This is a genomic window from Methylopila sp. Yamaguchi, from assembly GCF_002897035.1.
Taxonomy (GTDB): Bacteria; Pseudomonadota; Alphaproteobacteria; order Rhizobiales; family Methylopilaceae; genus Methylopila.
The window spans coordinates 174,713-196,454 of the sequence record NZ_BAUX01000009.1 but is presented as its reverse complement, the minus strand read 5'-3'; the positions used below and the strand labels follow the sequence as shown (position 1 = coordinate 196,454).

The window sequence follows — 21,742 nt, the reverse complement described above, 5'->3', positions numbered from 1 at the left end:
CCGCTACTCGGCGGCGACCGCGTCCGGCGCGTCGAGGTACTCCCGCCACATCGGCGATCCGCCCCCGAGGGTTGCGATGAACGCGGCGTGGGCGGCGAGATCGTCGGCCGTCAGACGCGACGGCAGCGGCGTGGGACGGGGAGCGACGGCGCGGCCGCCGCGGAGGTTGCGATCGGTGAGGTGCGAAAGGCCGAGCGTCGCCTGACGACCGCCCAGCAACTCGAGATAGACCTCCGCGAGGATCTCGCTGTCGAGCAGCGCGCCGTGCTTGGTGCGGCGGGAGTTGTCGATGCCATAGCGCTGGCAAAGCGCGTCGAGCGACGCGGAGCCGCCGGGATTGCGCCGACGCGCGAGCTGAAGCGTGTCGACGATGCGGTGCTGGGCGAGCTCCGGCTGCCCGATCTTCCGGAGCTCCATGTTCAGGAAGCCGACGTCGAAGGCCGCGTTGTGGATCACCAGCGCGTCGTCGCCGATGAAATCCAAAAACTCCTGGGCCACCGCGGCGAAGACGGGCTTCGTGCTCAGGAACTCCGCCGACAGCCCGTGAACGCGGAACGCCTCCTCCGGCATGTCGCGCTCGGGGTTAACATAAAGATGACAATGTGCGCCCGTCGGGATGCGGTTGAGCAACTCGACGCACCCGATCTCGACGATCCGATCGCCTTTCAGGGGATCGAGGCCGGTGGTCTCGGTGTCGAGGACGATCTCACGCATCGGTCCGCGCTCCGTCGCGCGCCCGGAGACGGGCGAGCAGCGCCCGCACCTGCGCGCGCGCCGGCTCGATCCCCTGCGCGGTGTCGATCACCACGTCGGCGCGGGCGCGCTTGTCGGCGTCGGGAATCTGGCGGGCGAGCACGGCGCGAAAGGTCTCCTCGGTCATTCCGGGCCGCTGCATCACCCGACGGCGCTGCTCCTCGGAGCCAGCGCTGACGACGACGACGCAATCGACGGCGCCCTCTCGGCCGCTCTCGAACAGAAGCGGGATGTCGAGCACGACGACGTCGGCGCCCTCGGCGCGGCGGGCGGTGAGAAAAGCGGCCTCGGCCTCACGCACGAGAGGATGGACGATCGCCTCCAGCTTCGCCAGAGCGGCGGGGTCGCCGATCACCCTCGTCCCCAGCTCCTTCCGGTCCACCGCGCCGTCGTGCGTGACGCCGGGGAACGCCGCCTCCACCAGCGGGGCTCCCCGGCCGGCGTAGAGCCCGTGCACCACGGCGTCGGCGTCGTGCACGGGAACGCCCTCCTCCGCGAACAGCTTCGCGGTGGTGGACTTGCCCATGCCGATGGAGCCGGTGAGGCCGATGACGATCATCGCGGATGCTCGACGCTGTCAGTCACGGCCCAGGATATCGTCGATCACGAGAGCGCGCAGTTCCGGCGTCACGTCGGGGCGGACGCCGAACCAGCGCTCGAAGCCGGGGACCGCCTGGTGCAGCAGCATCCCCAGGCCGTCGACCGTGCGATGTCCCTGAGCCTTGGCCGCGGCGAGGAATGGCGTCTCCAGCGGCACGTAGACGAGATCGGTCACCACCGCCTCGTCCCGCATCTCGCCGAGATGAACGTCGAGCGCGCCTTTCCCCGCCATGCCGAGCGACGTCGCATTGACGACCACGTCGGCAAGGGCCAGCCAGCGCCAGAGCTCGTCGTAGCCGCAGGCGACGCCCGGCCGACCGGCGAGCGCGGCGACCGCCTCGGCCCGCTCCACCGTGCGGTTCACGACGGCGACCCGCTCGAAGCCGCGCCCGGCCAGAGCATGCACCACAGCCCGGGACGCGCCTCCGGCGCCCAGCACGAGCGCGACCTTGCGGCCGCCCTCCCAGCCCGGCGCGCGATCGTCGAGATTGGCGAGGAAGCCGAAGCCGTCGGTGTTAGCGCCATGAAGCCGACCGTCCGCAAGCCACAGCGTGTTGGCGGCTCCAAGCGCGGCCGCGCTCGGCTCCGCATGGTCGAGCAGCGCGTAGGCGGCCTCCTTGTGAGGAGCCGTCACGTTGCCGCCCACGAAGCCGTTCTCCGCGAAGGCGCGGACGAAGGCGTCGAAGCCCTCCGGCGGGACTTCGGCGTGCTCGTACGAGCCCAGAAGACCGTAGGTCTTCAGCCAGTGGCCATGGATCATGGGCGAGCGTGACTGACGGACGGGCCATCCGAGCACGCAGGCGCGCGGGGCAGCGCTCACGCGGCGATCGCTTTCGCGCGGCGCAGAGCCCCGAGCAGCGGCAGAAGCGGCAGCCCGAGGATGGTGAAGAAGTCGCCGTCCACCGCCTCAAACAGATGCGCGCCGACGCCTTCGAACTGGTAGCCGCCGACGCTGAGGCGCGCGCCCTCCCCGGCCGCGTCGAGGTAGGATTCGATGAAGGCGTCGGAGAGCGCCCGCATGGTGAGATGCGCCTCGGCGACGTCGGTCCAGAGCGCGACGCCGTCAAGCGCGAGTGCGACGCCCGACGAGAGCGTGTGCCTGCGCCCCGACAGCCGCCGGAGCTGGAGGCGCCCCGCATCCCGGTCGGCGGGCTTGGTGAAGCGCTCGCCGTCGAGCGCAAGCGTCTGGTCGGCTCCGACCACGAGGCGCCCCGGCAGTCGCAGCGACACGTCGACCGCCTTCGCCGCCGCGAGCGCGCCCGCCACGTTCGCCGGCGTCGCGCCGTCGCCCGTCAGGCCGGCCTCGACCTCGCGCTCTTCGATCTCCGCCGGCAGCGCCTCCACTGGCAGGCCCGCATCCGTGAGGACCTTGGCCCGGATCGCGCTCTTCGAGGCGAGAGCCAAGGGGGCGGACGGGAGCCAGAGCGGGTGGGTCATGCGGACATCCCGGGAGTGAGGTCGGTCTGGACGACGAAGAGAGTCACGGAACAGCCGAGGGTTCGGCTCGCGCCCAGAGGGGAGCCATAAGCTTTACGTCGTCGCGATCACGGCGGCCAAGCGCTTGGCCCGGTGCTCGTTCAGCATGGCGATCACGCCCGCGGCCGTCTCTTCGATCGAGCGGCGCGTCACGTCGATCGTCGGCCAGCCGTGGCGGGCGCAAAACCGACGCGAGGCCGTGATCTCCGCAGCCACCGAGTCCGGATCCACATAGGCGCCGTCCTGCAGGCGGCCGGGCATGGCGCCTTCGAGGCCGAGCACGCGATTGTGCCGGATCGCGACGATGCGCTCCGGCGACGCCACCAGGCCGACGATCAAGGGGCCTTTCAGCTTCTCGAGCCCGTGGGGCGGGGGAAGGTCGGGGATGAGCGGAATGTTGGCGGTCTTCACCCCGCGGTTCGCCAGATAGATGGATGTCGGCGTCTTGGAGGTGCGGCTGACCCCCAGCAACACCACGTCGGCCGCGGCAAGATCGTCGGCGTACTGCCCGTCGTCGTGGGCCATGGTGTAGTTGAGGGCGTCGATGCGCTTGAAGTAGTCCGCATTCAGGACGTGCTGGGCGCCCGGCTGCTTGTTCTGCTCAGTCCCGAGGTAGGAGCGCAGCAGGGTGAACACCGGCTCCAGCACCGACAGGCAGGGACAACCGAGGTCGCGGCAGCGGCTCTCAAGCTTCCCGATCAGCTCCTCGTCCACCAGCGTGTAGAGCACGATGCCGGGCTCGTCGGCGATCTCATCGAGCACCCGTTCGAGCTGCCGGGCCGACCGCACGAGCGGATAGACGTGCTCGATCGATGACGCCGCGGCGTACTGCGAGGCGGCGGCGCGGGCGACCGCGACAAGCGTCTCGCCGGTGGCGTCGGAGACCAGGTGGACGTGGAAGGAATGGCGGTCCGGCGACATGAAAAGCTGAGAGCCTCTAGCGGTGGAACCGCAACCGGATGGCGGCGTTTAACGAGGTTGAGTCGGGCGGCGGGCACGGGACGACCTGTCGACGGCCCAGTGGACGACTGTGGACGAAATCGCCTTCCCCGGCCCTTGCGTCCGACACTGTCGCCGAGGCCCCGAAAATCATCAACACTGGCGCGCGACGGGACAACGATCGGCGGGTTCGTCTCCGAAAAGGTGAAGAACCCGTTAACGCCTTGAGACTCATGGTTTCGCCACAGGTCTTAAAAAATGGTTAACGCCGGCCAAGGTGTGGACGCCTTGTGGAGGGCGAGGAACGGCTGTAATCCGCCCCCCTAGAAAAAGAAACAGAAGTCTCAATTCCAGATTCTAAGAGAGGGCCCTCGCCTTTGGTAAGTCCTGCGAACAACCTCGCGATTTCGATCCCTGAGGCGAGCGGCTCGCGCTTCCTGAAGGCGCTCTCCGGAGAGACGCAGACGGTCCCTCCGGTCTGGCTGATGCGCCAAGCGGGGCGCTACCTGCCCGAGTACCGCGCGCTGCGAGCCCAGGCCGGCGGCTTCCTCGACCTGTGCTACACGCCGGATCTTGCGACCGAGGTGACGCTGCAGCCGATCCGACGTTTTGATCTCGACGCCGCCATCCTGTTCTCCGACATCCTCGTCGTGCCGCATGCGCTCGGCCAGGATGTGCGGTTCGTCGAAGGCGAAGGTCCGCGGCTCGATCCGCTGGCGAGCCGGGCGGAGTTTGCGACGCTGAAACCCGAGATCGATCTCGGGACGCTTGCGCCGGTCTACGAGACCGTGGCGCGCGTGCGCGCCGCGCTCGATCCGTCCAAGGCGCTGATCGGGTTCTGCGGGGCGCCCTACACTGTGGCGACCTACATGGTCGGCGGCCGCGGCGGCGAGGAGCAGGCGCCGGCCCGCAAGCTCGCCTACCGCGATCCCCCGACCTTTCAGGCGTTGATCGACCTGCTGGTCGAGGCCTCGGCCGCGCATCTCCTGGCGCAGCTCGAGGCCGGCGCGGACGCCGTGCAGATCTTCGACAGCTGGAGCGGCGACTTGCCGCCGGCCGAGTTCATGACTTGGTCCGCGGCGCCGATCGCGGCGATCTGCGCCCGCGTGCGCGCGAAGCGGCCGGGCGCTAAGATCCTCGCGTTCCCACGCGGCGCCGGCGCGAAGCTGAAGGCCTTCGCGGAAGCGGTGCCCGCCGACGCGATCGGACTCGCCACCGCCGAAGATCGCCGCGCCGCCCGCGAGGCCGTGCCTGCGCACGTGGCGCTGCAGGGTAACGTCGATCCGATCGCGCTGACGGCCGGCGGCTCCGCGCTGGACGCGGCCGTCGACGGCGTGCTGGCCGATCTCGGCGATCGGCCGCTGATTGTGAACCTCGGGCATGGCGTCCGCCAGGAGACGCCGCCAGAGCACGTCGCCCAAATGGTCGCGAGGGTGCGGCGGAGATCCTAGCGCGGCTCCTTGTCCCAGCCTCGAGCCGGGACCCATACTCGCGGCGGCGTCGGCGCCTGACATAGCCGCCCGCGAGGAGCGCTCGACCCCTCACGTTCGGCGGTTATGGGTCCCGGCTCAAAGCCGGGACAGGGGCGATCCTAGCCAAGACCTTGAAGGACAAGCCGATGGATCTCTATGCGTGGATCAAGGCGCTGCATGTGGTCGCCATCATTTCGTGGATGGCGGCGCTGCTCTACCTGCCGCGGCTGTTCGTCTACCATGCCGCCGCGACCGTCGGCTCCGAGACGTCCGAGACCTTCAAAGTCATGGAGCGGCGGCTGCTGAACGCGATCGCCAAGCCCGCCATGACCGTCGCCTGGATCGCGGGCCTGATCCTCGTATGGCAGGGCGGCTGGGGCGCGTCGGGCTGGCTCCACGCCAAGCTCTTGTTTGTGGTCGCGCTGTCGGGCTTCACCGGCGTTCTCGGCCGCTGGACGAAGGATTTCGCGGCGGACCGGAACACTCGGTCGCAGCGCTTCTACCGGATCGCCAACGAAGCGCCGACGGTGCTGATGCTCGTGATTGTCGCGCTCGTGATCGTAAAGCCGTTCTAGAGGCGGCCGATCGTCAAAAAACCGAGCCGCGGAGACTTGCAGGGCCTCGCGCGAATAAGCTATGAAGGACCATTCCCTTCGTAGCGCCCTCGCGTTCGGCCTGGACACGGCTGAATCGACACTGGCACGCGGATCGCCCGATCCGCTTTGCGACGTAAGGCGCCTTCAACAGGACCAAGCCGCGGTCGCGCGCCTGTCCTGAGCGCCAGCCTCATCACCTCCCTTCGCCCGGTCGCTTCCCGCACAGTTCCCCAAGCGGACTCCATCTCCCCAAAGGCTCACGATGCCCGAAGTCAGGCTTTCCGATCTCAAGGCCAAGTCGCCGACCGAAATTCTCGTCCAGGCGGAGGAGCTCGAGGTCGAGAACGCCAGCACGCTGCGCAAGCAAGAGCTGCTGTTCGCCATCCTGAAGCAGCTAGCGGCGCGCGAGACCGACATCATCGGCGTCGGCGTGGTTGAGGTGCTGCAGGACGGCTTCGGCTTCCTGCGCTCGCCGGACGCCAACTACCTGCCCGGCCCGGACGACATCTACATCTCGCCCTCCCAGATCCGCCGCTTCTCGCTTCGCACCGGCGACACGGTCGAGGGGCAGATCCGGTCGCCGAAGGAGGGCGAACGCTATTTCGCGCTGCTCAAGGTCAACACGATCAACTTCGACGATCCGGAGAAGGTCCGGCACAAGGTCCATTTCGACAATCTGACGCCGCTCTACCCCGACGAGCGCCTCCGGATGGAGATCGAAAACCCGACCAAGAAGGACATGTCGACCCGCGTGATCGACATCGTCGCGCCGCTCGGCAAGGGCCAGCGCGCGCTGATCGTGGCCCCGCCGCGCACCGGCAAGACGGTCATGATGCAGAACATCGCGACCGCGATCGCCGCGAACCATCCCGAGTGCTACCTCATCGTGCTGCTGATCGACGAGCGGCCGGAAGAGGTCACCGACATGCAGCGCTCGGTGAAGGGCGAGGTCATCTCTTCCACCTTCGACGAGCCGGCCCAGCGCCACGTGCAGGTCGCGGAGATGGTGATCGAGAAGGCCAAGCGCCTCGTCGAGCATGGCCGCGACGTCGTGATCCTGCTGGATTCGATCACCCGCCTCGGTCGGGCCTACAACACCGTGGTGCCTTCGTCCGGCAAGGTGCTGACCGGCGGCGTGGACGCCAACGCGCTGCAGCGCCCGAAGCGCTTCTTCGGCGCGGCGCGCAACATCGAGGAAGGCGGCTCGCTGACCATCATCGCGTCCGCCCTGATCGACACGGGCAGCCGCATGGACGAGGTGATCTTCGAAGAGTTCAAGGGCACCGGCAACTCCGAGATCATCCTGGACCGCAAGGTCTCGGACAAGCGCACCTTCCCGGCGATGGACATCACCCGCTCCGGCACCCGCAAGGAAGAGCTCATCGTTCCGGCCGACACCCTCAAGAAGATGTATGTGCTCCGCCGCATCCTGAACCCGATGGGCACCGTCGACGCGATGGAGTTCCTGCTGGACAAGCTGCGCTCGACCAAGACGAACGCGGACTTCTTCGACTCGATGAACACCTGAGCGACGGCGCCTTGCGGCCGTCGTTCCGGACGGCCGCAAGGCAGAGCCGGGATGACGAGCATCGTTCCCGCGGCCCTTGTCCGGAGCCGGGAGCCATGCTCCAGATGCTGCCCATGGCGGCGACGCGTTCCTTCGATCTGCTTATCGCGGCGGTTCTCACCGTCGGCTTGCTGCTGTTCCCCCGAGGCGCCGCCCGGGCCGAGCTCAGCTTTCCCCCTTTCACAAATTACGTCGTCGATCAGGCGGGGGTGATCCCTGCGACCGACGAGAGCGCGCTCGTCGCGAAGCTGAAGAGTTTTCAGGAGCGCACCGGCCGCCAGCTTGCGGTCGCCACGGTGCCCTCGCTGCAGGGAACCTCGGTCGAGGACTTCGGCAACCGTCTGTTCCGCGCCTGGAAGCTCGGCGACGCGACCCGCAACGACGGCGCGCTGCTTCTGGTTGCGCCGACCGAGCGCAAGGTGCGCATCGAGGTCGGCTACGGGCTGGAAGGCGAGCTGACCGACGCTGTGTCCCGGCTGATCATCGAGAACGCCATCCTGCCGCGGTTCCGCGCGGGCGACATTCCCGGCGGGATCGCGCGCGGCGCCGACGACGTCATGGCCGTGTTTTCGGGACAGGCGGACGAGTACAAGGCGCGGGCAGCCGCCCAACAGGACGACGAGCCGCCGGTGATCGTGCTGATCGTCATGGGGCTGTTCCTGCTGCTGTTCCTCTACAGCTTCGTCCGGGGCCTCCGCTCCAGCGGCGTGTCGCGCCGGAGGTCGAGCCCCTGGATCATCGGCGGCCCCGGCTTCGGAGGTGGCGGCGGAGGTTGGTCGGGCGGCGGAGGCGGCTTTTCGGGCGGTGGCGGCGGGTCCTCCGGTGGCGGCGGGGCCTCGGGCGGATGGTGACGGCTGCGGACTGCCCGAGCTTGACCGCCGACGATCGCGCCCGCATCGCGGCGGCCGTCGCGGCGGCCGAGGCTAGAACCTCGGCGGAGATCGTCGTGGTGGTGGAGACCGACCCCTGCGAAGAGGGCGACGCCACCGTGGCGCTTGTCGCGGCGGGCTTCATCGCGATCGCCGCCGGCGGGCTGCTGTCCTGGACGGGGCTTCGGCTCGAAGGGGTGGTGATCGCGCAGGCCGCCCTGTTCGCGGGGTTGGCGGCGCTCGCCGCCTCATCGCGGGTGCGGCGGGCGCTCGGCGTGGGCCGGCTGCCGTCGCACGCCGCCCATCAGGCGGCCCTGCGCGCATTTGAGGACCTCGGTCTCGCGCGGACCAAGGAGCGGACGGGCGTAATGATCCACGTCGCGGTCGCGGACCGTCGCGTCGAGATCGTGGCGGACGAGGGCGTCCACGCGGCGATCGCGCCGGAGACCTGGGCGGAGGAGGTGGAGATGGTCGTCTCCGCCGCCCGGGCGGGCCGCCTGGTTGACGGGCTCGTGCAGGCGGTGGAGACCTGCGGCGCTGCCCTGGCGCAAGCCTTGCCGCCGGAGCCCGGCCTCGGGAACGAGCTCCCCAACGCTCCGATCGTGCGCTGACGCCTCAGACGATCCCGAGCACCCAGAGCCAGCCCGAGACCGTGACGACCGACAGCGCGGTCGAGACCGCGATGGCGGCGGACGACGTCGTTTCGCCGGTCTTGTAGCGGGCCGCGACGAGGTAGGCGTTGATGCCGCTCGGCATGGCGGCGAACAGCACGGCCACGCCGCCCCACACGGGCGGCACCGGCAGCACGTAGAACGCGAGGACCCACACCAGGAGGGGATGCACGATCAGCTTGAGCGCGGTGATGGTCAGCACCGGGACGCGGTCGCTCAGGATCCCGTAGCGCTTCAGCGCGAGGCCCATGGAGACGAGCGCGCAGGGGCTCGCGGTCGCCGCGAGCTGGTCGACGATCGATTGCGCAGCCCCGGTCGGTACCACGCCAGCGTTCTTCGCGGCGACGCCGACGGCCAGCGCGAGGATGATCGGATGCGTGACGATGGTCTTCGCCAGCCGCCACGCGACCTCGAGCGGGCGGCCCGCCGCGCCGGAGGATTCGATCAGCAGGGCCGCGACCGACATCATGATCGGAAGGTGGATCGCCAGCAGCAGGAACAGCGGCACGGCCCCCGCGTCGCCATAGGCCTGCAGGATCAGCGGCACGCCGACGAGCACCGTGTTCGACTGGCCGCAGGCGAAGCCGTGGATCGCGGCCTCGCGGCGGTCGCGCTTGAACACCCGGATCGCCAGCCACATGCCCACGGTCCAGACGACGGCGACGCCGCCGAAATAGGCCACCCAATAGCCCCAAGGGTTGGCGTCGGCGTCCGCGCCGGTCGCAAGCGTCCGGAAAATCAACGCCGGCACTGCGATCAGAAAAACGTAGTCCGACAGACCGTCGCCCGCGCGGTCCCCGAGAAGCTTCAGCTTGCCCGCGAAAAAGCCGAGTCCGATCAAGCCGAAGGTCGGCAGGACGATGGCGATGAGGTTGGACATGGCGGCTCAGGATGGGGGACGCGGAAGGTGGGGATAGCGCGCCGGAAGCGCAGGTTTCCGCAATCGGTTTAGCCCATCTTTAAGCTCGAGGGCGCCACGGTCCAGCGAAGACCCGCCCTCGGACAGACGCACACCGGAGCCGCCCGCCGCATGATCGCGACCGCGAGCCACGTCGACGACCAGGCGCCCAGCGCCGACCGCCGCATCGCCGTGGCCGCCCACGAGATCCGCACGCCGCTCGGCGGCATCCTGGCCCTCGCGGACCTGCTGCTGGCCGAGGATCTGTCGGAGGCGGCTCGCGGCCACGCCGCGGCTTTGAAGACGGCGGCGGAGCATCTGTTCGGGGTGGCCAGCACGCTGTTGGGCGCGAGCGCGCCGCAGCCTCGGCGGGAGCTCGACTTCGCGGTGTTTCTCGCCCGCGTCGCGCCGGCGCTCGGCGCCCGCGCGGCCCTGAAGGGCCTCGCCTTCGCGGCGACGCTCGACCCGCGCCTGCCCGAGAGCGCCCTCGCCGACGAAGGCGCGCTGAGGCAGATCGTCGAAAACCTCGCCGACAACGCGCTGCGTGTGACGGAAAGCGGACGCATCGAGCTCGCGCTGGAATGGGCGGCGGGCGACGAGGCCTCAGTGACTCTCCGCATCGTCGTGCGCGACACGGGCCCCGGCCTAGGCCAGCGCCCGGATCGGCTGTTCGAACCCTTCGTCCAGGGCGAAGGGGCGCCGGGCGGCGCGGGCCTCGGTCTGTCTCTGGTGGCGACGCTGGCGCGCGACATGGGCGGCGGGGCTGCAGCGGCGAACCGGGCCGAGGGCGGCGCCGAGGTAAGCGCCACCGCTCGCCTCGATCGCCCGGCTCCGGCGCCGAGGCCGACCGGCGGGCTCCAGCGCGTGCTTGTGGCTGAGGACAACGCGGTGAACCAGCGCGTGCTGGGCACTCTGCTCGAGCATTTCGGCCTCGTCTTCGACATCGCGCCGGATGGGGAGGCCGCGGTCGCGGCGGTGGCGACCGGCCGCTACGATCTCGTGCTGATGGACGCGACCATGCCGAAGATGGACGGGCTCGACGCCACGCGCGCGATCCGCGCCCTGCCTTCGCCGCTCGGCGAGGTTCGCATCGTCGGCGTCACCGCCCGCGCCTTCGCGGAGGAGATCGCGGCGTTTCGGGCGGCGGGGGTGGACGAGGTCGTCACCAAGCCGATCTCGGTCGGGGATCTCTGGAGCGCCATCGGAGCCCGGGCGGAGCAGGCGGCGCGCTGAGGGCGAGGCGGGTCGCGCTTCCGGCTTCAGGGCGATCTTCGATCCACAGGGAAGCGCGGGGATCCCTCCTCGCGCCGAAGGCGTGGGAAGGGTGGCCTCGGCGGAGCCGAGGTCGGGTGGGGACCTGGGCGTCAAGCGCCACATCAAGGGCTGAGACTCATCCGGGGCCCACCCAACCCGGCCGGGCTTCGCCCGTCCACCCTGCCCTCTATCGAGAGAGGGACGCCCGCGCTCTATCCTCAAGCCGTCCTGAAGCCTCAAGCCATCCTCAAGCCGCCCGACGGTCGTCGCTGGATTAACCTGATGTCCCTACTCCGCCGCGTCCCGGCGCAGCGGGTTCGGGAGGGCTTCGGGCTCCGCCATGGGTCCAAGCTCCATCTGCTCGATGCGGGCGCCGCGGCGGCCGATCTTCTCGGCCGAGATCGTGATCTGGTCGAGATCGGCGGTCGCCTGGCCGAAATGGCTCTTCAGCTTCTCGACCCGCTCGCCGATGCGGCGCACGTCCTCCATCAGCCGGCCGACCTCGGCCTGCAGCACATGCGCCTGCTCGCGCATCGCGGCGTCGCGGGTGAGGCCCTGCACCACCTGCACCGCGAGCATCAGCAAAGAGGGCGAGACGATCAGCACCCGCGCCCGGTAGGCGCGCGCGGTCACGTCCTCGAACCGCTCGGCGAGTTCGGCGTGGATCTGCTCGGAAGGCACGAACAGCAGCGCCACGTCCTGGGTCTCGCCGGCGAGCAGGTACTTGTCGCCGACGTCCGAAATGTGCCGCCCGACGTCGGCGCGCACCCGGGCCTCGGCCGCCTTCACGGCCTCGGGGGTCGCCGCCGCGCGCAGCCGCTCGAAGCCCTCCAGCGGGAACTTGGCGTCCACCGCGAGGCCGCGCGGGTCCCCGGGCAGGCGGATCAGCGCGTCGGGGCGCACGCCGGTGGAGAGCCGCGCCTGGAACGCGTAGGCCGTGGGCGGCAGCGCGTCCTTCAGGATCGCCTCCATGCGGCCTTGGCCGAAGGCGCCGCGCGCGGGCTTGTTCGACAGGATGGCCTTCAGGTCCGTCACCTGCCCCGCGAGCGCCCCGATCTGGGCGCCTGCGGCGTCGATCACCGCGAGCCGGGCCTCGAGCCGCGACAGCTGCTCGGCGGTGGCCTGCCCGCTCGCGGCCAGCCCGTCGCCGACGCGGGCCCCGACCGCGTCGAGCCGCTCCGCCACGCCGCGCGCCAGATCCGCCTGTCGTGCGCCGAGCGCGGACGCAAAGGCTTGCAGCCGGCCGCTCGCTTCGGACTGCTGCCGCTCCAACCCGGCAAGGCGGGCTTCCGCCTCCCGGGCCCGCCAAGCGGCCTCGGCGCTCGCTTCGCGCTGGACGGAGGCTGAACGGAACAGCGCGACGATGACGATGAGCAGCGCGCCCAGCAGAGCCGCGCCGAGCCCCGCCAGCGTTTCGCCAAGGCTGAGGGCGTGACCGCCGACCACAAGGAGAGTTTCGGACATCGGGACCGTCGCCTCGAACGCGCAAGATACGACACAGTAAAGCGAACAAATAAAGAACATGTTGACGCCCCCGCGGCAAGGGCTTATCGCCGGAGCATCCTCTGGGTCCTTAAGAGCTGTTGAAACTGCGCCATGGCCGCCTCGCCTCTCGTCTATCTGCCCGATTCCAAGCTCCGCCTCGTCAGCGCGCCGGTCGAACGCGTCGACGACGAGGTCAAGGCCCTGGTCGCGACCATGTACGAGACGATGTACGACGCCGCCGGCATCGGGCTCGCCGCCATCCAGATCGGCGTCGCGAAGCGCGTGGTGACGATCGACCTCGCCGGCAAGGACGAGGCCCCGCAGCCGTTGACGCTGATCAACCCCGAGATCGTCAAGGCCTCGGACGAGCGGCAAGTCTATGACGAGGGCTGCCTTTCGATCCCCGACTACTACGAGGAGGTCGAGCGGCCCGCGCGGGTGACCGTGCGCTACCTCGACGAGACCGGCGCCCAGAAGGAGATCGAGGCCGACGGCCTGCTCGCGGTCTGCATCCAGCACGAGATCGACCATCTCAACGGCGTGCTGTTCATCGACCACATCTCGCGGCTGAAGCGGGATCGGGTGGTGAAGAAGTTCGAGAAGGCGCGCGCTGTGGGCGAACTGCCGTCGTTCCCCCGCCGCGACAAGCGCGATCGCGCCGCGCCGGAGACGGTCGAGGCCTGAGCGGCCTCGTCCGCGCCCCATCCATGACGCTTCGCCTCGTCTTCATGGGCACTCCGGACTTCGCGGCGCCCGTGCTTTCCGAGCTCGTCGGTCAGGGCCATGAGGTCGCCGCGGTCTACACCCGCGCGCCGAAGCCGGCGGGCCGGGGCATGGAGCTGACCAAGAGTCCCGTGCACCGCCTGGCGGACAGTTTTGGGCTACCCGTCGAGACTCCCCGCAGCTTCCGCGACGAAGAGACGATCGCGCGCTTTGCGGAGCACGGCGCGGACCTCGCCGTCGTCGTAGCCTACGGGCTGATCCTGCCGAGGGCCGCGCTCGAGGCTCCCGAACTCGGCTGCCTCAACTGCCATGCCTCGCTGCTGCCACGCTGGCGCGGCGCCGCCCCGATCCAGCGCGCGATCATGGCCGGCGACGCCGAGACCGGCGTGATGGCCATGCGGATGGAGGAGGGCCTCGACACCGGGCCGGTCGGCATGGCGGAGCGGCTCGCGATCGGCGCTGACGAGACCGCGGGCGAGCTGCACGACCTGCTGTCGCGCCTCGGGGCGGACCTCATGGGCCGCGCGGTCGCCGCGATGGGCCGGGGCGGGCTCCAGTTCCGTGCGCAGGCCGCGGAGGGCGTGACCTACGCCGCCAAGATTGAAAAGGCCGAGTCGCGGATCGACTGGGCGAGGCCCGCGCAGGTGGTCCACGATCACATCCGAGGACTGTCGCCGTTTCCCGGCGCCTGGTTCGAGATCGCGGCCGCGCGCGGCCCCGAACGGGTCAAGGCGCTGCGCTCCACCCGCGTTGACGGCGCCGGCGCGCCTGGCGAACTGCTGGACGACCGGCTGACGGTCGGCTGCGGCGACGGCGCGGTCCGTCTGCTGACGCTGCAGCGGGCCGGCAAGGGTCCGGTAGACGCCTCCGCTTTCCTCAACGGCGCGCGGCTCACGCCGGGCGAGCGCCTGCTCTGACATGCCGCGCTTCCGGCTTTTGATCGAGTACGACGGCGCGCCTTTCGCCGGTTGGCAGCGGCAGGCCAACGGCGCCTCCGTGCAGGGCGCGCTCGAGGACGCCTTCCGGGCCTTCGCGAGCGAGGCCGTGGTGGTGAAGGGAGCCGGGCGCACCGACGCCGGCGTGCACGCCAGCGGCCAGGTCGCCCATGTGGACCTCGCCCGCGACTGGCGGACCGACACGGTGCGCGACGCGGTCAACGCCCATCTCCGCCCGCTGCCCGTCGCCGTGCTTGAGGCGGAGCGGGTGTCCGACGCCTTCGACGCGCGGTTCTCCGCCGTCCGCCGGCACTACGTCTACCGGGTCGTCGACCGCCGGCCGCCGCTGGCGCTGGACGCCGGCCGGGCCTGGCGCGTGCCGAAGCCGCTCGACGCGGGGGCGATGGACCAGGCCGCCAAGCGCTTGCTCGGCCGGCACGATTTCACCACCTTCCGCTCCGCGCACTGCCAGGCGACCAGCCCCTTGCGCACGCTCGACCGGCTCGACGTGGCGCGCGAGGGACAGGCGGTGCTGATCCGCACCGACGCGCGCTCCTTCCTGCACAATCAGGTGCGCTCCATGGCGGGCTCGCTGGTGGAGGTCGGGATCGGCCGCTGGAGCGCGGACGATCTCGCGGAGGCGCTCGCGCGCGCCGACCGCGCGGCCTGCGGCCCGGTGGCGCCGGCGGAAGGGCTCACGCTGACGCAGGTCGACTACCCCGAGACGGCGCGCTAGACCTGCCCGACGTGTCCGCTTCCAAGGAGCCGCCGATGTTCGTCGCCATGAACCGCTTCAAGGTGTTCGCCGCCGAGGCTGAGGCCTTCGAGACCGTCTGGCGCGAGCGCGACCGTCATCTGGCCGAGGTCCCCGGTTTCGTCGAGTTCAGCCTGCTGAAGGGCCCGGCGGACGAAGAGACCGTCCTCTACGCCTCGCATACGATCTGGAGCTCCCGCGCCGCCTTTGAGGCCTGGACGAAGTCGGAGGCGTTCCGCGCCGCCCACCGCAACGCCGGCCAGAACAAGCCGATGTACGCCGGTCACCCGCAGTTCGAGGGCTTCGAGGCCGTCCTGCTGGAGAAGGCGCCGGCCGCAGCCGCCTGAGGGCTAAGAAAACCCGCCATGCGGCGCCGGAGGCCGTGACGTCCGACGCCGCATGGGCTAACGCTGCGCTCCGACCGCGGCCCGCGGAATGGCCGCGCCGTTGGAGACAGCCATGACCGAGATCGCCCCCGCCCTCTCCTCCCGCGACGCCGTGGGCCGCCGCGTGGCGCGCATGATGCTCGAGGTGGGCGCGATCCACATTCGCCCGGAAGAGCCGTTCATCTTCACCTCGGGCTGGGCGAGCCCGGTCTACACCGACTGCCGCAAGCTGATTTCCTACCCGCGCCTGCGCGCCCAGCTGATGGACGACGCCGCGGCGACGATCTTGCGCGAGGTCGGCTACGAGAGCCTCGACGCGGTGGCGGGCGGCGAGACGGCGGGCATCCCCTTCGCGGCCTGGATCGCGGAGCGGCTGATGCTGCCGATGCTCTATGTGCGCAAGAAGCCGAAGGGCTTCGGCCGCAACGCCCGGATCGAGGGCGCGGTCACGGAAGGCCACCGCACCATCCTGATCGAGGACCTGACCACCGACGGCGGCTCAAAGGTCGCCTTCTGCGAGGCGCTGCGCGAGGCGGGGCAGGTGGTGGAGCACGCCTTCGTGCTGTTCCACTACGGCATCTTCCCGCAGAGCCGCGAGACCATGGACCGCATCGGCGTCAAGCTGCACGAGCTCGCGACGTTCTGGGACGTGCTGGCGGTGGCGAAGGAGGACGGAAAGCTCGACGCCGGCAAACTCGCGGACGTCGAGGCCTTCCTCAACGCGCCCGCGGCGTGGTCCGCCGCCCACGGCGGCAAGGCGAGCTTCGGGGACTGACCCCGAGCGCGCGTCTGTCGACGTCCTCCGTCATCCCCGGACAAGCCGGGGCATGACGGAGCGCTTCTGAGGCGAGTCGCTGCGGAGTCTACCGCCCCGTCGCGAAATAGCCCTGCAGGCGATTGCGCAGCTTGCCCGCGATCTGAACGGCAGCCCGGTTCTGGGCGTCGCGCTCGGCGCGGATGTCGGCGAAGCGCTGCAGCGTGTAGGAGTAGGACGCCGAGGCGAACTCCTGGCCCGAGATCACCGGATCGATCTGGCCCGCAGGCTTCAGCGCGTAGTCGACGCTCAGCGAGACCGTGCGGGTCTCGGGCTGGCCGGTGAACGGGTCCACGATTGGGGACTGCGCCCGGTTCGCGATCGAGATGTCGAGCCGGTAGGCGGTCGCCTCCGCGGCCTCGCCGCCGCGCAGCTGGAAGATGAGCTCGTTGCGGAGCGTGTTGCCGATGCGGCCCTCGATCGGGCGCACGTCGATGCGGCGCAGGTTCGTGAGCACCGGGGCCTCGCCCTTGGCGGAGGGCCCGGTCGCATAGCTCTGCTCGCTGTAGAGCGGGCGGAAGCAGCCCGCCAGCGTCAGCGACAGGCCCGCCGCAAGGCCGACGCGGATGACGGCGCGGCGCGCGGGCCGGAACTCGATGTCAGACGACGACATTCACGATCCTCTGCGGCACGACGATGATCTTCCGGATCGGCTTGTCGCCAATCGCCTTCTGAACGACGTCCAACTCGCGCACGAGCGCTTCGATTGCCTTGGCGTCGGCGTCGCGGGCGACCGTGATCTCGTCCCGCTTCTTGCCGTTCACCTGCACCGGCAGGGTCACGACGTCGGAGGCGAGCAGCGCAGGGTCCGCCTTCGGCCAGGGCGTCTCGGCGACGAGAGTGGCATGTCCGAGCGCCGACCACGACTCCTCAGCGAGATGCGGCATGAAGGGCGCGACGATCTGCACAAGGATTTCGGCCGCCTCGCGCAGCGCGAAGGCCATGTCGTCCGCAGGCGCCGACTCCGCCTGCAGCGCTTGTCCCAGCGCGTTGGCGAGCTCGTAGGAGGCCGCGACGCAGCGGTTGAAGCGCAGGCGCTCGATGTCGTCCTCGACCCGGGCCAGGGCGCCGTGGGCTGCGCGGCGCAGGCTTTCCGCGGCCGGGCCGACGCTCGCCGGCGCAGCGGCGCCGGCCGGCGCGCCCTTTACGGCCGCGTCGTTCACCAGCCGCCACACGCGCTGCACGAAGCGGCTCGCGCCCTCGACCCCGGACTCGGTCCAGATCACGTCGCGCTCGGGGGGGCTGTCGGACAGCATGAACCAGCGGGCGGTGTCCGCGCCGTAGGTTCCGAGGATGTCGTTGGGGTCGACGACGTTCTTCTTCGACTTCGACATCTTCTCGATCGATCCGATTTCGATCGGAGCGCCGTCGTCGAGCCGGGTGGCGCGGCGTGCGCCGCCTTCCTCCGCGATCCGGATGTCGGCCGGCGCGACCCATTGGCCGGCCGCGTCCTTGTAGGTCTCGTGGACCACCATGCCTTGCGTGAACAGGCCTGCGAAGGGCTCGTCGAGGCCCACATGACCCGTGGCCTTCATCGCGCGGGTGAAGAACCGCGAGTACAGCAGGTGCAGGATCGCGTGCTCCACGCCGCCGATGTACTGGTCGACCGGCAGCCAGCGGTCGGCCGTCGCCTTCACAGTAGGCGAGGCGGCGCGGGGGGACGTGAAGCGGGCGTAGTACCAGGACGAGTCCACGAAGGTGTCCATGGTGTCGGTCTCGCGCCGCGCCGGACCGTCGCACTGCGGGCAGGCCACGTTGCGCCAGGCGTCGTGCCGGTCCAGCGGGTTGCCCGGCTGGTCGAAGGTCACGTCGTCGGGCAGGCGCACCGGCAGCTGGTCGTCCGGCACCGGCACGACGCCGCAGGCCTCGCAATGGATCACCGGAATCGGGCAGCCCCAGTAGCGCTGGCGGGAGATCCCCCAGTCGCGCAGACGCCAATTGACCTTGCGGGCGGCGACCGGACGGCCGTCCAGCTCTTCCGTCTCCAGCCGCCGCGCGACCTCCTGAAACGCGTCGGCCGGGCGCAGGCCGTCGAGGAAGCGGGAATTGATCATCACGCCGTCGCCGTCATAGGCGACGTCGTCGATCGTGACCGAGGCAGGGTCCGCGCCTTCCGGCGCGACGACCGGCGTCACCGGCAGTCCGTAGGCGCGCGCGAAGTCGAGGTCCCGCTGGTCGTGCGCCGGGCAGCCGAAGATCGCGCCCGTGCCGTAGTCCATCAGCACGAAGTTCGCGACGTAAACCGGCAGCTCCCACGATGGGTCGAACGGGTGCTTCGCCTTGAGGCCCGTGTCGAAGCCCTTCTTCTCGGCGGTCTCGAGCGCCGCGACGCTGGTGCCCGCGCGGCGGCAGTCGTCGAGGAAGGCGGACAGCGCCGGGTTTCCCTCGGCCATTGCCTTGGCGATGGGGTGGTCCGCCGAGAGCGCTAGGAAGCTCGCGCCGAACAGCGTGTCGGGCCGCGTCGTGTAGACCTCGACCTCGCCGGCCGGCGCGTTGGCGCCGGGCGCGTCCGCGAGCGGCCAGCGCACCAGCAGCCCTTCCGAGCGGCCGATCCAGTTCTTCTGCATGGTCCGGACCTTCTCCGGCCAGCGCGTCAGCCCGTCGAGCGCCGACAGCAGGTCCTCGGAGAAGTCGGTGATCTTCAGGAACCACTGGGTCAGCTCGCGCTGCTCCACCAGCGCGCCCGAGCGCCAGCCGCGGCCGTCGATCACCTGCTCGTTGGCGAGCACGGTGTTGTCCACCGGGTCCCAGTTCACCTTGGACTGGCGGCGGTAGGCGAGGCCGGCCTTCAGGAAGTCCCGGAACAGCTTCTGCTGCTGCGCGTAGTATTCGGGATCGCAGGTCGCGATCTCGCGGCTCCAGTCCAGCGAGAGGCCGATCGCCTTCAGCTGGTCGCGCATGGTGGCGATGTTGTCGTAGGTCCAGGCCTTGGGATGGACCTTCTTCTCGATGGCGGCGTTCTCGGCGGGCAGGCCGAAGGCGTCCCAGCCCATCGGGTGCATCACCGCGAAACCCTTGGCGCGCTTGTAGCGCGCGACGACGTCGCCCATCGCGTAGTTGCGCACATGGCCCATGTGGATGCGCCCCGACGGATAGGGGAACATCTCCAGCACGTAGTAGTTGGGGCGCGCATCCCCGGCGTCGGTCTCGAACAGCTTGCGCTCGTTCCAGCTCTTCTGCCAGCGGGGCTCGGCCTCTCGCGCGTTGTAGCGCTCGGTCGTCATCGGATGGGTACGCCAGACTTCAGGTCAAAGGGGATGCGGCGCGCGGCGCCGAAGCGCGCGGACATTCGCCCGAACGCCGACAAGGGTCAACCGAAGCAGAGGCTTGGTGGGAGAGCGACGTCCCCCGAACGGCCGCGTGGACACGGACCGTGGTTTTCCCGGCCATGAGCGGGACGCGATGAGGCCGCTTTATCCGCTATCGGGCGCGGCGGCCGTCGCGCCCTCCGGTCGTCGACTGAGGTCCGTCCCCCCGCTCGGCGCCGGGGCACGAACCTCGGCGAACAGGCCTTAGTTCGGCGCGCCGGTCGCCTGCTGGGCGAGCGCCTCTTCGGCGCGGGCGCGGTAGAGCGCCGCGAAATCGACGGGGTCGATCATCAGCGGCGGGAAGCCGCCGTTGCGCACCGCTTCGGCGACGATCTGGCGCGCGAAGGGGAACAGCAGGCGCGGGCACTCGATCATGACGACCGGGTGGAGCTGCTCTTCCGGAATGTTCACGACGCGGAACACGCCGCCGTAGGACAGGTCGACGCGGAACAGCAGCGAGTCGCCGTCCTTGGCCTGGCCCTCGATCGCCAGCTCGACCTCGAAGTCCGTCTCGCCGACCTTGCGGGCGTTGACGTTGACCTTGATCTCGATGTTCGGCGAGGTCTGGCGCGGGGCGAGCGAGCGCGGCGCGTTGGGGTTTTCGAACGAGAGGTCCTTCGCGTACTGGGCGAGGACGTTGATCGCGGGCGCGGCGGACTCGGAAGCGCCGTGGGTGTTTGCCATTTTATCGACTTTCGGCGTCGGAGGACGGATCGGCCGCGCGCGCGACGAAGCCGCGATCGGCGGCCCGCGGGTTACCACGCCGCCGCGCGCGCCCGCAAGCCGACCTTGGCGAAGCTCAGGCGAGGACCGTCAGCGCTCGGGACGGCGCGCCGGCTCGACCTCGCGCCACTCGGCCTGATCGAGGTCGAGCATCTCCTTCCGGGCCGGACGCGCGGTCTGGGGGCGGACCGTCGCCGGGGCGACCTCGGCCCAGCCGAGAAAGCGCCGGATGCGCGTCCGAACCTCCGGCACGAGCGCCAGAACGCCGATCACGTCGGTGATGAAGCCCGGGATCGCGAACAGAAGACCCGCGAGGCCACGCAGGCCCTTGGAGCCGTCCATCGCGAAGGACACCAGCCCGCCGCGGCGGCGCGCCTCCGTCTTGGCCTCGGACACCAGCGAGCCGAGCATGGCGATGCCGATGGCCGAGATCGCCACCTGCAGCAAGATGGCCTTGCCGACGCCGATGGCCGCCGCGACGAGCGCGAAGGCGACGATCTCGAGGATCGGCAGGGCCAGGAAGAGAGTGAGCAGCCGTGGCATGACGTGTCCGTGAAGGTCCTTGCGCCGAGAAGCCGGCGCGCCTCATGTGGGAACGACACGCCGTTCCGCCAAGTTCCGCAAGGGGTACGGCGCATGGCCCCGCCGGTCACGACGCCGGGAGCCGGCCCGCGACGACGGGTAACGGCGCCGCGACTGGATCGACGGGGCCGAACGGCACATATACATCGGAGCGTGCGCGGCCCTGTGCGGCGTGGGGCGCGCTCCGGCCACACGATTGCGAGACCCGATGAGCGACGGCTTCGACATCTACACGATCATCATCCTCGTGCTGGCCGTGTTCATCTTCATCCGGCTGCGGTCGGTGCTGGGCACGCGCACGGGCAACGAGCGGCGTCCGAACGACGCGTTCCGTACGCCGCCCGCCGGGCCGGAGCCGACGCCAGCGAACGACAAAGTCGTTCCCCTGCCGACGCGCGCCTCCGACGGCGCGCGCCCGGATCACGGCCCGCTGGACGACGAACCTGCCGGCGAGCGCTGGAAAGGGATCGCCGCGCCCGGCACGCCGGTCGCGCTCGGCCTCGACGAGATCGCCGCGGCCGAGAACGGCTTCGACGCCCGCGGCTTCATCGGCGGCGCCCGCGCGGCCTATGAGATGATCGTCGGCGCCTTCGCCGCCGGCGACCGCAAGACGCTGAAGCCCCTCCTCGCGAAAGAGGTGTTCGAAGGCTTCAGCGCTGCGATCGCCGAACGCGAAAGCCGGGGCGAGACGGTGGAGTCGCGGTTCGTCGCGATTGAAAAAGCCGAGATCACGGAGGTCGAGATCGTGGGCAAGTCCGCGCAGCTGACGGTGCGCTTCGTCTCGCAGATCATCACCGCCACCCGCGACAAGAACGGCGTCGTGATCGACGGCAGCCCGACCGAGATCGCGGACCTCGTCGACGTCTGGACCTTCGCGCGCGAGCTTAACGCCCGCGACCCGAACTGGCGCCTGATCTCGACCGAAGCGGTCTGACGC

The 21,742-nt window shown here is 70.1% G+C and carries 23 protein-coding genes; 12 read left to right on the top strand and 11 right to left on the bottom strand.

The features are described from left to right. Window positions 1-3: 3 nt before the first annotated feature. The 5 genes from dnaQ to METY_RS12580 form a co-directional block, all read right to left on the bottom strand. Window positions 4-714, bottom strand: coding sequence for a DNA polymerase III subunit epsilon (gene dnaQ, locus METY_RS12600; protein WP_103121732.1), 711 nt, complete (start codon window positions 712-714; stop codon window positions 4-6). Beyond that, window positions 707-1,312 (bottom strand): dephospho-CoA kinase, encoded by a 606-nt coding sequence (coaE, locus tag METY_RS12595; RefSeq protein ID WP_103121731.1) that lies wholly within the window; start codon window positions 1,310-1,312, stop codon window positions 707-709. The genes dnaQ and coaE overlap by 8 nt, the downstream gene beginning before the upstream one ends. An 18-nt stretch (window positions 1,313-1,330) precedes the next feature. After that, window positions 1,331-2,173 (bottom strand): shikimate dehydrogenase, encoded by an 843-nt coding sequence (locus tag METY_RS12590; protein WP_103121730.1) that lies wholly within the window; start codon window positions 2,171-2,173, stop codon window positions 1,331-1,333. Further along, window positions 2,170-2,790, bottom strand: a complete 621-nt coding sequence (locus METY_RS12585; RefSeq protein WP_103121729.1) for a Maf family protein — start codon at window positions 2,788-2,790, stop codon at window positions 2,170-2,172. The genes METY_RS12590 and METY_RS12585 overlap by 4 nt, the downstream gene beginning before the upstream one ends. A gap of 93 nt (window positions 2,791-2,883) precedes the next feature. Continuing rightward, a complete protein-coding gene (locus METY_RS12580; RefSeq protein WP_103121728.1) occupies window positions 2,884-3,750 on the bottom strand; it encodes a pyruvate, water dikinase regulatory protein in 867 nt (288 codons plus the stop codon). Between the two features lie 428 nt (window positions 3,751-4,178). On the opposite strand from METY_RS12580, the gene hemE reads away from it, so the two are divergent. From hemE to METY_RS12555, 5 genes are all read left to right on the top strand, one after another. After that, window positions 4,179-5,219 (top strand): uroporphyrinogen decarboxylase, encoded by a 1,041-nt coding sequence (hemE, locus tag METY_RS12575; RefSeq protein ID WP_200819670.1) that lies wholly within the window; start codon window positions 4,179-4,181, stop codon window positions 5,217-5,219. 167 nt (window positions 5,220-5,386) lie between these two features. Beyond that, window positions 5,387-5,815, top strand: a complete 429-nt coding sequence (gene hemJ / locus METY_RS12570) for a protoporphyrinogen oxidase HemJ (RefSeq protein ID WP_103121727.1) — start codon at window positions 5,387-5,389, stop codon at window positions 5,813-5,815. Between the two features lie 283 nt (window positions 5,816-6,098). After that, the gene (gene rho / locus METY_RS12565) at window positions 6,099-7,364 is read left to right on the top strand and encodes a transcription termination factor Rho (protein WP_103121726.1); all 1,266 of its coding nucleotides are present in this window, start codon (window positions 6,099-6,101) and stop codon (window positions 7,362-7,364) included. Between the two features lie 95 nt (window positions 7,365-7,459). Further along, a complete protein-coding gene (locus tag METY_RS12560; RefSeq protein WP_244593635.1) occupies window positions 7,460-8,254 on the top strand; it encodes a TPM domain-containing protein in 795 nt (264 codons plus the stop codon). A gap of 20 nt (window positions 8,255-8,274) precedes the next feature. Next, entirely contained in the window at window positions 8,275-8,883 is a 609-nt protein-coding gene (locus tag METY_RS12555; RefSeq protein WP_103121747.1) for a TPM domain-containing protein, read from the top strand. A 4-nt stretch (window positions 8,884-8,887) separates the two neighbouring features. Here METY_RS12555 and METY_RS12550 read toward each other — a convergent pair whose 3' ends face one another. Then, window positions 8,888-9,823: an AEC family transporter gene (locus METY_RS12550; RefSeq protein ID WP_103121725.1), complete on the bottom strand. Its 936-nt coding sequence runs from the start codon at window positions 9,821-9,823 to the stop codon at window positions 8,888-8,890. A gap of 150 nt (window positions 9,824-9,973) precedes the next feature. On the opposite strand from METY_RS12550, the gene METY_RS12545 reads away from it, so the two are divergent. Continuing rightward, window positions 9,974-11,074, top strand: a complete 1,101-nt coding sequence (locus METY_RS12545) for a response regulator (RefSeq protein WP_103121724.1) — start codon at window positions 9,974-9,976, stop codon at window positions 11,072-11,074. Window positions 11,075-11,383: 309 nt separating this feature from the next. Here METY_RS12545 and METY_RS12540 read toward each other — a convergent pair whose 3' ends face one another. Continuing rightward, on the bottom strand, window positions 11,384-12,559 hold the full coding sequence (locus tag METY_RS12540) for a DNA recombination protein RmuC (RefSeq protein ID WP_103121723.1): 1,176 nt from the start codon (window positions 12,557-12,559) through the stop codon (window positions 11,384-11,386). 132 nt (window positions 12,560-12,691) lie between these two features. Here METY_RS12540 and def point away from each other — a divergent pair, with 132 nt between their 5' ends. From def to METY_RS12515, 5 genes are all read left to right on the top strand, one after another. After that, window positions 12,692-13,264 carry a peptide deformylase gene (gene def / locus METY_RS12535; protein ID WP_103121722.1) on the top strand — a complete coding sequence of 191 codons (573 nt, stop codon included), beginning with the start codon at window positions 12,692-12,694 and terminating at the stop codon, window positions 13,262-13,264. 23 nt (window positions 13,265-13,287) lie between these two features. Beyond that, window positions 13,288-14,220, top strand: coding sequence for a methionyl-tRNA formyltransferase (gene fmt, locus METY_RS12530; protein WP_103121721.1), 933 nt, complete (start codon window positions 13,288-13,290; stop codon window positions 14,218-14,220). A gap of 1 nt (window position 14,221) precedes the next feature. Continuing rightward, window positions 14,222-14,974, top strand: coding sequence for a tRNA pseudouridine(38-40) synthase TruA (gene truA / locus METY_RS12525; RefSeq protein WP_103121720.1), 753 nt, complete (start codon window positions 14,222-14,224; stop codon window positions 14,972-14,974). 35 nt (window positions 14,975-15,009) lie between these two features. Then, window positions 15,010-15,339: an antibiotic biosynthesis monooxygenase family protein gene (locus tag METY_RS12520; RefSeq protein WP_020187261.1), complete on the top strand. Its 330-nt coding sequence runs from the start codon at window positions 15,010-15,012 to the stop codon at window positions 15,337-15,339. Window positions 15,340-15,451: 112 nt separating this feature from the next. Then, on the top strand, window positions 15,452-16,153 hold the full coding sequence (locus METY_RS12515; RefSeq protein ID WP_020187262.1) for an orotate phosphoribosyltransferase: 702 nt from the start codon (window positions 15,452-15,454) through the stop codon (window positions 16,151-16,153). Window positions 16,154-16,241: 88 nt separating this feature from the next. Here METY_RS12515 and lptE read toward each other — a convergent pair whose 3' ends face one another. The 4 genes from lptE to METY_RS12495 all read right to left on the bottom strand — a co-directional run bounded on the left by lptE (window position 16,242) and on the right by METY_RS12495 (window position 20,766). Continuing rightward, the gene (lptE, locus tag METY_RS12510; protein WP_103121719.1) at window positions 16,242-16,805 is read right to left on the bottom strand and encodes an LPS assembly lipoprotein LptE; all 564 of its coding nucleotides are present in this window, start codon (window positions 16,803-16,805) and stop codon (window positions 16,242-16,244) included. Next, entirely contained in the window at window positions 16,792-19,416 is a 2,625-nt protein-coding gene (gene leuS / locus METY_RS12505) for a leucine--tRNA ligase (protein WP_103121718.1), read from the bottom strand. The genes lptE and leuS overlap by 14 nt, the downstream gene beginning before the upstream one ends. Before the next feature lie 288 nt (window positions 19,417-19,704). After that, complete coding sequence (gene secB / locus METY_RS12500) at window positions 19,705-20,184, bottom strand: protein-export chaperone SecB (RefSeq protein WP_103121717.1); 480 nt, start codon at window positions 20,182-20,184, stop codon at window positions 19,705-19,707. Between the two features lie 129 nt (window positions 20,185-20,313). Then, window positions 20,314-20,766 (bottom strand): FxsA family protein, encoded by a 453-nt coding sequence (locus tag METY_RS12495; RefSeq protein ID WP_103121716.1) that lies wholly within the window; start codon window positions 20,764-20,766, stop codon window positions 20,314-20,316. Between the two features lie 247 nt (window positions 20,767-21,013). Between METY_RS12495 and METY_RS12490 the strand changes: the two genes are divergently transcribed. Next, a complete protein-coding gene (locus METY_RS12490) occupies window positions 21,014-21,739 on the top strand; it encodes a Tim44/TimA family putative adaptor protein (protein WP_103121715.1) in 726 nt (241 codons plus the stop codon). The last annotated feature ends 3 nt before the right edge of the window (window positions 21,740-21,742 follow it).

Bases quoted from the DNA above. Each gene is read 5' to 3' on its own strand.
- dnaQ (WP_103121732.1), bottom strand. From the start codon at position 714: ATGCGTGAGATCGTCCTCGACACCGAGACCACCGGCCTCGATCCCCTG.
- coaE (WP_103121731.1), bottom strand. From the start codon at position 1,312: ATGATCGTCATCGGCCTCACCGGCTCCATCGGCATGGGCAAGTCCACC.
- METY_RS12585 (WP_103121729.1), bottom strand. From the start codon at position 2,790: ATGACCCACCCGCTCTGGCTCCCGTCCGCCCCCTTGGCTCTCGCCTCG.
- METY_RS12580 (WP_103121728.1), bottom strand. From the start codon at position 3,750: ATGTCGCCGGACCGCCATTCCTTCCACGTCCACCTGGTCTCCGACGCC.
- hemJ (WP_103121727.1), top strand. From the start codon at position 5,387: ATGGATCTCTATGCGTGGATCAAGGCGCTGCATGTGGTCGCCATCATT.
- rho (WP_103121726.1), top strand. From the start codon at position 6,099: ATGCCCGAAGTCAGGCTTTCCGATCTCAAGGCCAAGTCGCCGACCGAA.
- METY_RS12560 (WP_244593635.1), top strand. From the start codon at position 7,460: ATGCTCCAGATGCTGCCCATGGCGGCGACGCGTTCCTTCGATCTGCTT.
- METY_RS12550 (WP_103121725.1), bottom strand. From the start codon at position 9,823: ATGTCCAACCTCATCGCCATCGTCCTGCCGACCTTCGGCTTGATCGGA.
- METY_RS12545 (WP_103121724.1), top strand. From the start codon at position 9,974: ATGATCGCGACCGCGAGCCACGTCGACGACCAGGCGCCCAGCGCCGAC.
- METY_RS12540 (WP_103121723.1), bottom strand. From the start codon at position 12,559: ATGTCCGAAACTCTCCTTGTGGTCGGCGGTCACGCCCTCAGCCTTGGC.
- def (WP_103121722.1), top strand. From the start codon at position 12,692: ATGGCCGCCTCGCCTCTCGTCTATCTGCCCGATTCCAAGCTCCGCCTC.
- fmt (WP_103121721.1), top strand. From the start codon at position 13,288: ATGACGCTTCGCCTCGTCTTCATGGGCACTCCGGACTTCGCGGCGCCC.
- truA (WP_103121720.1), top strand. From the start codon at position 14,222: ATGCCGCGCTTCCGGCTTTTGATCGAGTACGACGGCGCGCCTTTCGCC.
- METY_RS12520 (WP_020187261.1), top strand. From the start codon at position 15,010: ATGTTCGTCGCCATGAACCGCTTCAAGGTGTTCGCCGCCGAGGCTGAG.
- METY_RS12515 (WP_020187262.1), top strand. From the start codon at position 15,452: ATGACCGAGATCGCCCCCGCCCTCTCCTCCCGCGACGCCGTGGGCCGC.
- lptE (WP_103121719.1), bottom strand. From the start codon at position 16,805: ATGTCGTCGTCTGACATCGAGTTCCGGCCCGCGCGCCGCGCCGTCATC.
- leuS (WP_103121718.1), bottom strand. From the start codon at position 19,416: ATGACGACCGAGCGCTACAACGCGCGAGAGGCCGAGCCCCGCTGGCAG.
- secB (WP_103121717.1), bottom strand. From the start codon at position 20,184: ATGGCAAACACCCACGGCGCTTCCGAGTCCGCCGCGCCCGCGATCAAC.
- METY_RS12495 (WP_103121716.1), bottom strand. From the start codon at position 20,766: ATGCCACGGCTGCTCACTCTCTTCCTGGCCCTGCCGATCCTCGAGATC.
- METY_RS12490 (WP_103121715.1), top strand. From the start codon at position 21,014: ATGAGCGACGGCTTCGACATCTACACGATCATCATCCTCGTGCTGGCC.